13 protein-coding genes are annotated in these 13,689 nt (G+C 46.8%); 5 read left to right on the forward strand and 8 right to left on the reverse strand.

Going from position 1 to position 13,689, the window contains the following annotated elements; all coding sequences use genetic code 11:
• Positions 1-137: 137 nt before the first annotated feature.
• The 5 genes from pflA (at position 138) to L9Q39_RS08925 (ending at position 6,743) form a co-directional block, all read left to right on the forward strand.
• On the forward strand, positions 138-878 hold the full coding sequence (pflA, locus tag L9Q39_RS08905; RefSeq protein ID WP_237484733.1) for a pyruvate formate lyase 1-activating protein: 741 nt from the start codon (positions 138-140) through the stop codon (positions 876-878).
• 263 nt (positions 879-1,141) lie between these two features.
• The gene (locus L9Q39_RS08910) at positions 1,142-1,642 is read left to right on the forward strand and encodes a YfbU family protein (protein ID WP_237484734.1); all 501 of its coding nucleotides are present in this window, start codon (positions 1,142-1,144) and stop codon (positions 1,640-1,642) included.
• 276 nt (positions 1,643-1,918) lie between these two features.
• Positions 1,919-3,853, forward strand: coding sequence for a PrkA family serine protein kinase (locus L9Q39_RS08915; protein WP_237484735.1), 1,935 nt, complete (start codon positions 1,919-1,921; stop codon positions 3,851-3,853).
• Positions 3,854-3,926: 73 nt separating this feature from the next.
• The gene (locus tag L9Q39_RS08920) at positions 3,927-5,198 is read left to right on the forward strand and encodes a YeaH/YhbH family protein (protein ID WP_237484736.1); all 1,272 of its coding nucleotides are present in this window, start codon (positions 3,927-3,929) and stop codon (positions 5,196-5,198) included.
• A gap of 12 nt (positions 5,199-5,210) precedes the next feature.
• Positions 5,211-6,743: a SpoVR family protein gene (locus tag L9Q39_RS08925; protein WP_237484737.1), complete on the forward strand. Its 1,533-nt coding sequence runs from the start codon at positions 5,211-5,213 to the stop codon at positions 6,741-6,743.
• A 157-nt stretch (positions 6,744-6,900) separates the two neighbouring features.
• Here L9Q39_RS08925 and L9Q39_RS08930 read toward each other — a convergent pair whose 3' ends face one another.
• From L9Q39_RS08930 to hisD, 8 genes are all read right to left on the reverse strand, one after another.
• On the reverse strand, positions 6,901-7,383 hold the full coding sequence (locus tag L9Q39_RS08930) for a peptide-methionine (S)-S-oxide reductase (protein WP_290369140.1): 483 nt from the start codon (positions 7,381-7,383) through the stop codon (positions 6,901-6,903).
• A 29-nt stretch (positions 7,384-7,412) separates the two neighbouring features.
• A complete protein-coding gene (gene hisIE / locus L9Q39_RS08935) occupies positions 7,413-8,039 on the reverse strand; it encodes a bifunctional phosphoribosyl-AMP cyclohydrolase/phosphoribosyl-ATP diphosphatase HisIE (RefSeq protein WP_237484738.1) in 627 nt (208 codons plus the stop codon).
• Complete coding sequence (hisF, locus tag L9Q39_RS08940) at positions 8,036-8,809, reverse strand: imidazole glycerol phosphate synthase subunit HisF (protein WP_237484739.1); 774 nt, start codon at positions 8,807-8,809, stop codon at positions 8,036-8,038. The genes hisIE and hisF overlap by 4 nt, the downstream gene beginning before the upstream one ends.
• Positions 8,791-9,528, reverse strand: coding sequence for a 1-(5-phosphoribosyl)-5-[(5-phosphoribosylamino)methylideneamino]imidazole-4-carboxamide isomerase (gene hisA, locus L9Q39_RS08945; protein WP_237484740.1), 738 nt, complete (start codon positions 9,526-9,528; stop codon positions 8,791-8,793). Before hisA ends, hisF begins: the two co-directional genes overlap by 19 nt.
• Before the next feature lie 77 nt (positions 9,529-9,605).
• Positions 9,606-10,229: an imidazole glycerol phosphate synthase subunit HisH gene (gene hisH, locus L9Q39_RS08950; protein WP_237484741.1), complete on the reverse strand. Its 624-nt coding sequence runs from the start codon at positions 10,227-10,229 to the stop codon at positions 9,606-9,608.
• Positions 10,229-11,305: a bifunctional histidinol-phosphatase/imidazoleglycerol-phosphate dehydratase HisB gene (hisB, locus tag L9Q39_RS08955; protein WP_237484742.1), complete on the reverse strand. Its 1,077-nt coding sequence runs from the start codon at positions 11,303-11,305 to the stop codon at positions 10,229-10,231. The genes hisH and hisB overlap by 1 nt, the downstream gene beginning before the upstream one ends.
• Before the next feature lie 35 nt (positions 11,306-11,340).
• On the reverse strand, positions 11,341-12,393 hold the full coding sequence (hisC, locus tag L9Q39_RS08960; RefSeq protein ID WP_237484743.1) for a histidinol-phosphate transaminase: 1,053 nt from the start codon (positions 12,391-12,393) through the stop codon (positions 11,341-11,343).
• On the reverse strand, positions 12,393-13,688 hold the full coding sequence (gene hisD / locus L9Q39_RS08965) for a histidinol dehydrogenase (protein ID WP_237484744.1): 1,296 nt from the start codon (positions 13,686-13,688) through the stop codon (positions 12,393-12,395). The genes hisC and hisD overlap by 1 nt, the downstream gene beginning before the upstream one ends.
• Between the last annotated feature and the right edge of the window lies 1 nt (position 13,689).

The raw sequence follows: 13,689 nt of genomic DNA on the forward strand, positions 1-13,689 counted from the left end.
CTCGCAGAGCAGAAATCATTGACAATGATCGACGTATTAATTCACGCTTTCCCGTTGCAAATGCCCGTGTGCCACTACTTAAATCGTCTATTCTGTAATAGAATACGCACAGACTTAAAAACTATAAGAGAAAGCATATGTCGATAACTGGTCGCATCCATTCTTTCGAGTCCTGCGGTACTGTAGACGGTCCTGGTATTCGCTTTATTGTGTTTATGCAAGGCTGTTTAATGCGTTGCAAATACTGCCACAACCGCGACACATGGGACACTCATGACGGCAAAGAGATCACCGTTGAAGAGCTCATCACCGAAGCAAAATCCTACCGTCACTTTATGAACGCATCAGGCGGCGGTGTGACTTGTTCCGGCGGTGAAGCGATGCTGCAACCTGAGTTTGTACGTGACTTCTTCCGCGCCGCACAAGCCGAAGGCATCCACACGTGTTTGGACACCAATGGCTACATTCGTAAACACACGGATGTTGTTGATGAAGTCCTTGAAGCCACCGATCTGGTCATGCTCGATCTAAAACATATGAAAGATGAAATCCACCAAGATTTCATCGGCGTTTCTAACCGTCGCGTGCTTGATTTCGCTCGCTACCTGCACAAAATCGGTCAAAAAACCTGGATTCGATACGTCGTCGTTCCTGGCTATACCGATGAGCCGGAAGCAGCACATATGCTGGGCGAATTTATCAAAGATATGGACAACATCGAGAAAGTGGAACTCTTGCCCTATCACAAACTCGGCGCACATAAATGGGAAGCGCTGGGCTTTGACTACCCATTAGAAGGGGTTAATCCACCGTCAAAAGAGGTGATGGAAAACATCAAGTCTATCTTGCTGCAATACACCGATACGGTTAAATATTAACCTTTTGATGCTAAACCACTGCAAACATTAACAAAACGCACAGAGATGTGCGTTTTTTGTATCAAATCTGTATTGAGATCAAGTTACTTGTCATACAAAAACTGTTAATCTGTTGCCCATCTTGGTGAGTAAGCACTGCGCTGTAAATCCACCCACCCAACCGCTCTAGGCTAAAACAATAAATTGCTACTAGAGTCACGGTCATTGGTGCAACAAGTTAAGTTTAAATTAAAATAATTGATATTTAGTGAGGCTAACCAAACATGGAAATGACTAACGCTCAACGTCTTATCCTTTCGAACCAATACTATTTGATGGCGAAACTAACGCCAGAAAATGCAGCAAAGTACGAACGTCTACAAACCATTGTAGAGCGTGGTTACGAGCTGCAAATGCGCGAAATGAACAAAGAGTTTGGCTGCTTGGTAGAAGATGAGTGTCGTGAAATCATCGACATCATGGAGATGTACCACGCAATGCAAGAGTCTAACAAAATGCTGTCTGAAACCGATCGCAAAGACGTTGACCAACGCCGCCTACAATTCCTAGGTTTTGATATCGCAACCGAAGCGCAACGGGTCCATTACGTTCGTTTCTTGGTGGATTCTGAAGGTCTGTACACCCAATTCGACAAAGCGGATCATCACTTTAACAGCCAGACTCCAATGCTAGACAAATACCGCCGTATGCTAGTGACATGGAGAAACTGCCCGCGTCAATATCACCTATCAGCGTCTGAATTTAGACAGATTTTCAACGCGTAATTTAAACGCTCTGCATTATCAAATTCAACAATAAACGCCTGTCAAACACCAAGACAGGCGTTTTTGTTGCTAAATATCCTACTGATCCCCTGTTTGATTACCTATCGTATTAATTGTGAGAACACAGAAATAAAGTGGCGTAATTTGGCTACCACTTACAAATAAACACATAATTGATAAGCGAAATTAGTAAAAGCCTACTAGTCTTAACAGTGACATGGAAATACATGATCTATCTGTTAATTGTCAGCTTTGCAGGTTTAAGGGGAGTCAGCTATGAGTATTTTCGATCATTACCAATCGCGCTATGAAGCAGCAAAAGATGAAGAACTATCAATCCAAGAATTTTTGACGCTTTGTAAAGACGACAAAAGTGCCTACGCCAACGCAGCGGAACGCTTATTGCTGGCTATCGGTGAGCCAGAAATCATCGACACAGCCCAGGATCCACAGTTAAGTCGCATTTTTTCTAACCGTATTATCTCTCGCTATAAAACCTTTGAAGATTTTTACGGTATGGAGGAAGCGATTGAACAGATCGTCTCCTATCTCAAACATGCTGCGCAAGGCTTGGAAGAGCGTAAACAGATCCTCTATCTACTGGGTCCCGTCGGTGGCGGTAAGTCCTCTCTGGCTGAAAAACTCAAAGCGCTGATGCAAAAAATGCCGATCTATGTACTATCGGCAAACGGAGAACGCAGCCCAGTGAACGACCACCCTTTCTGTCTATTTGATGTGGCTGAAGATGGTAACGTACTGAAGAGCGAGTACGGCATTGAAAAACGTTACCTGCGCTCAATCATGTCACCGTGGGCAGCAAAACGTCTGCACGAATTTGGTGGCGACATTACCAAATTTAAGGTGGTGAAGGTACGTCCGTCGATTCTTGATCAAGTCGCTATCGCCAAGACCGAACCCGGTGACGAAAACAACCAAGATATCTCTTCACTGGTGGGTAAAGTCGATATCCGTCAGCTTGAACACTTCTCACAAGACGATCCTGATGCCTACAGCTACTCCGGTGCTTTATGCCGAGCGAACCAAGGTGTGATGGAGTTCGTCGAGATGTTTAAAGCCCCTATCAAGGTACTTCACCCACTACTGACAGCAACCCAAGAAGGCAACTACAACGGTACAGAAGGGCTTTCCGCACTGCCTTTTGACGGTATGATATTAGCGCACTCAAACGAGTCCGAGTGGCAAACTTTCCGCAACAACAAAAATAACGAAGCGTTCTTAGACCGTGTTTACATCGTTAAAGTACCGTACTGCTTACGAGTCTCAGAAGAAGTCAGAATCTACAAAAAACTGCTTGAGCACAGTGAGTTATCCAAAGCCCCTTGCTCACCCAGTACCCTTCAACTACTGGCGCAATTCAGTGTACTGTCACGCTTGAAAGATCCTGAAAACTCATCGCTGTTTTCTAAGATGCGTGTCTACGATGGTGAAACATTGAAAGATACCGACCCTAAAGCCAAAAGCTATCAAGAGTACCGTGATTACGCTGGGGTTGACGAAGGCATGTCTGGGCTTTCGACTCGTTTTGCTTTCAAGATCTTGTCACGAGTCTTCAACTTCGATCAATCCGAAGTCGCCGCTAACCCCGTTCATCTATTCTATGTCATCGAGCAGCAGATAGAACGCGAGCAGTTCCCGCAGGAAGTGGGTGAGAAATATCTCGAATTCTTGAAAGGCTTCCTAGTGCCAAGATATGTCGAGTTTATTGGTAAAGAAATTCAAACTGCCTATCTAGAATCCTATTCTGAGTATGGTCAAAATATCTTCGACCGCTATGTCACCTATGCCGACTTCTGGATCCAAGATCAAGAATACCGTGACCCAGAAACTGGACAGCTATTTGACCGTTCTTCTCTGAATGAAGAGCTGGAAAAAATCGAGAAAACCGCTGGAATCAGTAATCCAAAAGACTTCCGTAACGAGATCGTTAACTTTGTACTGCGGGCACGCGCCAATAATAACGGTTCAAACCCCGTCTGGACCAGTTATGAAAAACTCCGCACTGTGATCGAGAAAAAGATGTTCTCGAATACCGAAGAGTTGCTGCCTGTTATCTCATTCAATGCGAAAACGTCCTCCGACGATCAGCGCAAACATGATGACTTTGTGGCGCGAATGATGGAGAAAGGCTACACCGAGAAACAAGTCCGCTTGCTATCGGAATGGTACTTAAGAGTGAGAAAGTCGTCATAACAACACCCAACTCCGTGGGGGTAGCACCGGAGTTTCCGGTGCTGCTTGTTGATAAAGATACAGGGAGTGACGTATGGCACAGTTTATCGACCGACGCCTAAATGGTAAGAACAAGAGTGCCGTGAATAGACAACGATTTATTCGCCGCCATAAACAAAAAATAAAAGAGTCCGTTACCGACGCAGTCAACCATCGCTCCATCACCAATACCGAGAGCGGTGAAGATGTCTCCATTCCACACAAAGACATCAGTGAACCCATCTTCCACCAAGGACAAGGTGGCGTGCGCGAACGCGTCCACCCTGGCAACGACCAGTTTATCAGCGGCGACAAAATTGAGCGTCCACCGAATGGAGGACAAGGTGGTGGCTCCGGAGAGGGAGAAGCCAGCCCAGACGGTGAAGGGCAAGACGAATTTATTTTTCAGATCTCTAAAGATGAATATCTCGATATTTTATTTGAAGACCTCGCGTTGCCGAATCTTAAAAAGAATCAGATTAATAAAATCAAAGAGTGGAAGACCCATAGAGCCGGTTATCAGACCGCAGGCATGCCCTCCAATATTGCCATCGTTCGCTCATTGCAGCAGTCGCTCGCACGCCGAACGGCAATGACGGCGGGTAAGCGTCGTATGCTGAACGAATTAACCGAGCAACTCGACCAAATACTCGACAACGAACCCGCTCAGCCGATTAAAGAGAAACAGCTGAAGCAAGAGATCAGTGAGCTGAGAAAAAAGATCGACAGCGTCCCTTTTATTGATACTTTCGATCTGCGTTTTAAAAACTACGAGAAACGTCCTGTGCCGTCTAGCCAAGCAGTGATGTTCTGTTTGATGGACGTCTCTGGCTCGATGGATCAAGCAACCAAAGATATCGCTAAACGTTTCTATGTGCTGCTCTACCTATTTTTGACTCGCACTTATGAAAACGTTGAGGTGGTGTTTATCCGTCACCATACCCAAGCCAAAGAAGTGGATGAACATGAGTTCTTCTATTCCCAAGAAACCGGCGGCACCATCGTATCGAGCGCACTCAAACTGATGCAAGAAATCGTCGATGAACGCTTCCCTGTGAATGAGTGGAACATCTACGCGGCACAAGCGTCAGATGGCGATAACTGGGCGGACGATTCACCGCGCTGTAAAGATTTGCTCGTTAATAAACTGCTGCCACAGTGTCAGTACTACTCCTATATTGAGATCACTCGCCGTACTCACCAGACCTTATGGCACGAGTATGAAAAGATCGAAAGCCAGTTTGAAAATTTCGCCATGAAGAACATACGTTCAGTGGAAGACATATTCCCTGTGTTTAGGGAGCTGTTCCATAAAGAGACAGCATAGGGAGACGCGACGATGACAGTAGACACAACAACAAAATCCACCCTACTACCTGATGGACCCGATTGGACCTTTGATATGCTCGAGCGCTATCACAAGGAAATAAAACGTGTCGCAGAGCATTATCGCCTCGACACTTACCCGAATCAGATTGAGGTCATCACCTCTGAGCAGATGATGGATGCCTATTCCAGTATCGGCATGCCGATTAACTACAACCACTGGTCGTTTGGTAAAAAGTTCATTCAAACAGAACAAGGGTACAAGCATGGGCAGATGGGGCTTGCCTATGAGATTGTGATCAACTCCGATCCCTGTATTGCCTATTTAATGGAAGAGAATTCGATCACCATGCAAGCCCTTGTTATGGCTCATGCTTGCTATGGACACAACTCCTTCTTTAAAGGCAATTATCTGTTTCAGACCTGGACCGATGCCAACTCTATTATCGACTATCTGCTGTTCGCCAAAAACTACATCGCCGAGTGCGAGCAGAAATATGGTGAAGAGGAGGTCGAGAAGATCCTCGATTCCTGTCATGCCCTGATGAACTATGGCGTTGACCGTTATAAGCGTCCTGAAAAAATCTCCATAGACGAAGAAAAGGCGCGACAAGAACAGCGTGAAGCCTATCTGCAATCGCAAGTGAACGAATTATGGCGCACCGTGCCGAAAGCACGAACTAAAGAAGAAGACCAAAAAGTGCGTTTTCCCAGTGAACCTCAGGAAAACATTCTGTATTTTATCGAAAAAAATGCCCCCCTACTTGAGCCTTGGCAGCGAGAGATGGTGCGTATTGTGCGTAAGATAAGTCAGTACTTCTATCCGCAAAAACAGACGCAGGTTATGAATGAAGGCTGGGCAACGTTCTGGCACTACACCATTCTCAATCACCTTTACGATGAAGGTTTGGTATCAGATAAGTTTATTCTTGAGTTCTTGCATAGCCATACCAGCGTCGTGGCACAACCTGCCTATAATAGCCCCTATTTTAGTGGCATTAACCCTTATGCGTTAGGCTTTGCCATGTTTAGAGATATCAAGCGCATCTGTGAACACCCCACCGACGAAGATAAAGAGTGGTTCCCTGAATTAGCCGGCAGTGATTGGTTGGAAGCGGTGCATTTTGCGATGCATAACTTCAAAGACGAGAGTTTTATTAGCCAATACCTATCGCCAACCATCATTCGCGAATTCAAACTGTTCTCCATTATGGATGATGACCGTAAGAATTTTATCGAGGTTTCAGCGATTCATGATGAACTGGGCTATAAACAGATAAGAGAAAAACTGGCGGCACAATATAACCTCAGTAACCTTGAACCTAATATCCAAGTATTTAACGTCGATGTCAGAGGTGACCGCTCACTGACGTTACAGCACGTCCCTCATAACCGTATACCATTAGATAAGGGCTACGATCAGGTATTGAAGCACCTTTATCGCTTATGGGGCTTTGATGTCATTCTGGAAGAAGTCAAAGAGACCGGCAGACGGGAAATTCTCGGCACCTGTCCAAAGCGTGAACAGTACAACTCCAGCATTTAATCCATTATTTCTGGAACCGTTAAATCAAACAAAAGGGGCACATTATATTGTGCCCCTTAATATATCGTGCTCTTAATAGACTGAGCTCTTAATAGACTGAGCCCTTAATAGACCGAGCCCCTTAACTTTTTCGATTGTTGCCTTATTGAACCCTTTATCAAGCTTGCTGCCGATACTTAGTCAATAGATCGATGGGAATATGGCAATAGTCATTCGGGAAATGCGTCAGTCGATCTTGGTGCTCATCATCACTCGGCACATAATGGCTTAATGGCAACACTTCCACCACGATTTTGTCTGCATCTTGGCGAGATTGAATAAAAGCCGCCGCTTGCTGTAAGTGCTTTGCGTCGCGAGAATAGACGCCAGTGCGATACTTGAGACCGACATCTTGACCCTGCTTGTTGACGCTATAGGGATCAATTATCTCAAACAAATACCCCATTAACTGCTCAACCGTCACTTGGTTGGGATCAAACTCTGTCTTCACACACTCAGCATAACCATCGTATTCACCCGCAGTATCCGGATTAGTGCCATTGGCTCTCCCAGCTTGAGTCTCAACAACCCCCGGAAGATGGCGCATAAACTCCTGCACTCCCCACAAACACCCACCAGCAAAATAGATCGTCTCACTCACCACAAAATCCCCTTACCGCACCTAGCACCCTATTTATGCCTTTCCTTCAACTTATTCACAACATCATCCATCGACAACCCTTGGTCTTGTAGCAACACCAACAGATGATAGATAAGGTCTGCCGATTCACACACTAGCTCCGCCTTGTCACCCGACGTTGCCGCAAGCGCAACTTCAACCCCCTCTTCGCCCACTTTCTGCGATATACGCTTGGTGCCACGGGCATAGAGACTGGCGGTATAAGAAGATTCAGGATCTGCATCCTTTCTAGCGGCAAGTAGTTGCTCAAGCTGATGAAGCCACACCATTTGCGACTCTTCTTGCGGGTCTCCATCAAAACAGGTCGTGGTCCCCAGATGGCAAGTGGGACCGATAGGGTTCACTTTAACCAACAGGGTATCGTTGTCACAATCCAGAGAGATGTTCTTGAGTTGCAGTACGTTGCCCGATGTCTCTCCCTTAGTCCATAAGCGAGACTTAGTGCGAGAATAAAAGGTCACCTGCTCGGTATCTAAGGTTTTTTCCAGCGCCGCTACATTCATATAACCCATCATTAGCACTTGGCTTGATTGGAAGTCTTGAATGATAGCTGGCACCATACCGCTGACCTTTTCCCAGTCGATGCGTTCAATTAACGCGGCTGTTGTATCGCTCATAGTCGAATCTCTATGTCTTGTTGTTTTAAATACTGCTTGAGTTCACCAATATTGATGATCTGTTTGTGGAATACTGACGCGGCTAACGCACCATCGACGTTAGACAATTTATATGCGTCAGCAAAATGCGCCATAGTACCCGCACCGCCAGAGGCGATAAGCGGTACATGACACACCTCACGCACCCTATTCAGTTGTTCAAGATCGTAGCCGTTACGGACGCCATCTTGGTTCATCATATTCAGTACAATTTCGCCCGCGCCGCGTTTTTGGACCTCTTGTACCCAATCACGTGTTTCCCATTGCGTCGCTTTCGTGCGTGCCTCGTCGCCGGTAAACTGATAGACCTGATACTTACCGGTCTCTTTATCAAAATAGGAGTCGATACCGACAACGATACACTGCACACCAAACTTATCAGCAAGATCGGTGATCAGCTCTGGGTTTGCCAAGGCTGGAGAGTTGATGGACACTTTATCTGCACCGAACTCTAAAATACGCGCCGCATCGTCTGCGGACTTAATGCCACCAGCGACACAGAAAGGGATATCAATCACTTCCGCTACGCGTGCTACCCAGCTTTTATCGACAACTCGACCATCACTGGAAGCGGTAATATCGTAAAACACCAGCTCATCTGCGCCCTCTTCTGCATAACGAGCAGCCAATGGCACAATGTCACCGATAATTTCATGATTGCGGAACTGAACACCTTTGACCACTTGCCCATCACGGACATCCAAACATGGAATTATTCGCTTTGCCAACATTGGAATGCCTCCTCTGCGGTGAATTTGCCGTCTAACAGCGCGCGACCCACAATTACGCCAGCCACACCGCTGCCTTTAAGGGCTTCAATATCTGCAAGGCTGCCGATACCACCCGATGATTGGAACTGAACTTGTGGGTACTGCTGGCATAAATCACGATATAGCTCAACGTTACTGCCCGCTAAAGTGCCATCGCGTGAGATATCGGTACACAACACATGCTTAAGTCCAACCGTCAGATAGTCATCAATCAATGCTTCAATCGTCACGCCGGAATCTTCTTGCCAACCTGAAATCGCCACCTTACGGACACCCGCTGGGTCGATATTAATATCCAAGGCTAAAACAATCTTTTCAGCGCCGTATTTTTCCATCCAACCCTTAACTAACTCAGGCTGTTTCACGGCAGTTGAACCCACAACCACACGCTGTGCGCCCGCTTCAAGCAGATCGACCACATCCTGCTCACTGCGCACACCGCCACCGATTTGAATATTCGCGGGGGTGCTAGCGAGTAGCTTAGCAATCAAGTCTAGCTGTCTCGCGCTGGTATCTTTCGCGCCAGTAAGATCCACTAAGTGGAGCCAGTTCGCGCCTGCTTGGTGATAAAGGTTAAACTGCTGGGCGGGATCAACCTTATATTCAGTTACCTGACCATAGTCGCCTTGATATAGACGGACAACTTGCCCTTCTATCAAATCTAATGCTGGAATAATCACACTACTTTCCTTTTGACTCAAACTGCCATGTTCGAGCTTGTAATAAATCGCTTGTTAACCGTTAAACCAATTCTAAGTTAAACCAATTCTAAAAAGTTTTGAATCAGCTTTGAACCTGCCTTTGATGAGCGCTCTGGGTGAAATTGCACGCCATAGTAGTTACCACTTTGAATCGCAGCACTGAATGGCGAACCGTAGTCACACTCTGCAATGGTGTAATCGCCCACTGGCATCGCAAAACTATGCACAAAGTAGAAATACTCGCCGGCTTCAATATCTTTAAACAGCGGGTGATTTGCTTGCGCTGCAACGGTATTCCAACCCATGTGTGGCAGCGGTAAATCACCGGTTTCGAGCAACTTCACTTCGCCATTACAGAGTCCAAGGCACTCCACCGTCTCATTGGCTTTCTGACCTTTTTCTTGGGACAGTTTGCCCAACAGTTGCATCCCTAAACAGATGCCTAGCATCGGCTTTTCTACCTGCTTAACCAAGTCAATCAGATTGCGCTGTTCAAGGTTTTTCATCGCTTCACTGGCGGTGCCGACACCGGGTAAAAATAGCTTGTCCGCCCCAAGCACCACCTCTGGCTGTTTGGAAATAGTGACGTCGTAACCAAGACGTTGAATCGCAAACTTGACTGAGGATACGTTGGCACAGCCGGTGTCAATGATCACCACCTTTTGCTCACGATTTGCCATTACAATACTCCTTTACTGCTTGGCAGTTCTGTTCCTTCCACTTTAATCGCTTGACGCAGCGTACGACCAAAGGCTTTAAACAAGCTCTCAATGATGTGGTGATCATTATCGCCGTTAGAAGAAAGGTGCAGCGTACACGCCAAGGTGTCGGTCAGCGAGCGGAAGAAGTGAACCACCATCTCGGTCGATAAATCCCCAACCTGCTCACGGGAAAACTCCGCGTCAAACTTAAGGTAAGGACGACCCGACAGGTCAAGACCACACTGCGCTAGACACTCATCCATCGGCAGACTAAAACCAAATCGACCAATGCCACGTTTGTCGCCTAGCGCCTCTTTAAGCGCTTGCCCTAGCGCTAATGCGGTATCTTCAATGGTGTGGTGATCGTCAATGTGCAGATCGCCATCCACTTTGAGTTTCATTTGGAAGCCGCCGTGCGTCGCGATTTGATCCAGCATATGGTCAAAAAAGCCCATTCCGGTTGCGATCTCGTTACCACTGGTTTGGTCTAGATTGACGTAAACTTGGATATCGGTCTCTTTGGTGGTACGAATCACCTCCGCACTGCGCGCTTTGACTGCCGTGAGGTCTTTTAGGATCTCGCGCCAACCCATGGTTTCTGGATGGTATTGAATACCGCGAATCGCCATATTTTCTGCGAGTTGCAAGTCCGTCGCACGATCACCAATCACCACCGATGAGGTAAAGTCCACCTTGCCGCCCTGTAAGTAGTCTTTGACCATTCCTAGCTTCGGTTTACGGCAGGTGCAGTTATCTTCCTCGAAGTGAGGGCAAATAAGCACATCATCAAACTGGACACCCTGAGATTGAAAAATCTCCATCATCATATCGTGTGGCGCGTCAAAATCGGCTTGTGGGTAGCTGTCTGTGCCCAATCCATCTTGGTTGGTCACCATCACTAAACGGTAACCCGCTTCTTGTAGAGCCAAAAGACAAGGAATGACATAAGGCTCAAGTTTGAGCTTGTCTAAACGGTCAACCTGAAAATCCACAGGAGGCTCGACAATCAAAGTACCATCACGGTCTATAAATAAAATCTTCTGTTGCTTGCTCACTTTTTTACATCCTTTTATATTCTGATGGTAAGCGTCTATGCCGCTGTGGCTTCTAGTGCTGATTGGATAAAGGCGAGGGTTTTCTCACACTCTTGCTGATTACCCACACTAATGCGTACACAATTTTCAATCGGAGAATTACGCAAAATAATGCCGTTATCCCATGCTGATTTAAATACTTGGTCACCATCAATAAACTGAACCAGAATATAGTTGCCCCAGCCTGGATAAACCGTTACACCCTCAAGTGCCGCTAATCCTTGTGCTAAATAGGCGCGGTTCTGATTCAATTCAGCTACTTGCTGCTTCGCTCGCACTAAACCTTGCTCAGAAAGCGTTTGGACGGCAATCTCTGTCACCGGTACAGGAACCGGATAAGGCGCAATAACCTTAAGCAGTACGTTAATCAACTCTTCATTGGCAAGGGTAAAACCACAGCGTAGTCCAGCAAGAGCGAAGGCTTTAGACAGGGTGCGCAAAATCGCGAGATTGGGGTATTGCGCCAACAAATCCACCGTCGATGCCTCTGGGCAGAAGTCAATGTAAGCTTCATCCATCACCACAATGGCTTTGTCTTTGGTCATTTCAAGCAGAGTTAAAATATCTTCGCGCTTAACCAAGTTACCCGTTGGATTATTTGGGCTGCATACAAACACCAATTTAACCGACTCTAAGTTGGCTTCGATGTTTGGCAGATCTAATTGCCAATCTGAGGTCAACGGGACAATTTTACGCTCTACACCTATGGTTTCAGCACTGATCGAGTACATACCATAAGTCGGCGGACAATAAAGAATACTGTCTTGCCCCGCCTCACAGAAAGCGCGAATTAAAAGCTCAATGCCCTCATCCGCACCGCGTGATGTCAGCGTCTGCTCTGGTTTAACCCCTGCATAGGCGGAATACGCTTCAATTAACGCTTTTGGCTGACATTCACTATAGCGGTTAAGGTTATTCAATGTCAGCTGATATTCATTATTGAACGGTGATTCGTTCGCATTCAGCCAAACATCACCCGAGCCACCGATACGGCGAGCGGACAGATAAGGCGTTAACGCTTGCACTTGTTGACGAGCTAGCTTTTCCATTATTTGCCTCCTTGCAACTTCTCGACACGAATCGTCACCGCTCGCTTATGGGCATCTAAGCCTTCAGCTTCCGCCATCGTGACGACAGTCGGCGCTAGGTTCTTTAGCCCTTCTGCGGATAATTCTTGCACTGTCATACGCTTAGAAAAGTCTGCTAAGCCAAGGCTGGAATAGGTACGCGTATAGCCGTAAGTCGGTAGAACGTGGTTAGTACCAGACGCATAATCTCCCGCTGACTCTGGAGACCAATCACCCAAGAAAATAGACCCTGCGTTATCGAGCAGCGGCAGCAGTTCTCTTGGATTTTTAGTTTGAACAATCAGGTGCTCAGGACCATAGAAATTTGAGATTGAGATACACTGGGTTAAAGACTCTGCAATGATAATCAAGCTTGAGCCTAAAGCTTGCTCAGCAATATCAGCACGAGATAGTTGCTTTAATTGGCGATTAACCGCATCCATAACTTGGTCTGCAATCACCGCTGACGGGGTGACTAACACCACCTGAGAATCTGGACCGTGTTCAGCCTGACTCAATAGGTCGGCAGCAATAAAATCTGGGTCGGCACTGTCATTGGCAATCACTAGCACTTCTGACGGTCCCGCTGGCATATCAATCGCCGCGCCACGGAAATCATTGCTCACCTGACGTTTGGCTTCGGTTACATAGGCATTGCCTGGACCGAAGATTTTATCGACCTTAGAAACCGTCTCTGTACCGTAAGCCATCGCGGCAACCGCTTGACCGCCGCCGACATTATACACTTCATCAATATTGCAAAGTTTCGCCACATACAGAATTTCATCGGCGATCGGTGGGGGTGAACACAGTACCACTTTACGACAGCCGGCGATTTGTGCCGGAACACCCAGCATCAATACCGTCGATGGCAGCGGCGCACTGCCACCGGGAATATATAAACCCACTTTATTGATTGGGCGTGTGACCTGTTCACACATAACGCCCGGCTGTGTTTCGACCTGAAGTGGCTGCGGACGTTGTGCTTTGTGAAACTTAGCAATGTTGGCGTAAGCTTGTTCAAGGGCTTGTTTCATCTTATCCGAAAGACGAGCGCTCGCTTGTTCAATTTCCGCATCTGACACACGCAGTGACTCTGGACGGACTCGGTCAAATTTCTCAGTCAAGTCGAGTAACGCTTGGTCACCACCCGTTTTTACTTGATCGATCACTGCAGCCACGGTAGCGCTAATATTGGCACCAGCGGCGATAGCAGGTCTCTCCAAGATAGACTCTTGCTGAGACTGACTTAAAGATTGCCAAACTACGGTTCTCATC

The sequence above is a fragment of the Vibrio hippocampi genome (assembly GCF_921292975.1).
Classification (GTDB): Bacteria; Pseudomonadota; Gammaproteobacteria; order Enterobacterales; family Vibrionaceae; genus Vibrio; species Vibrio hippocampi.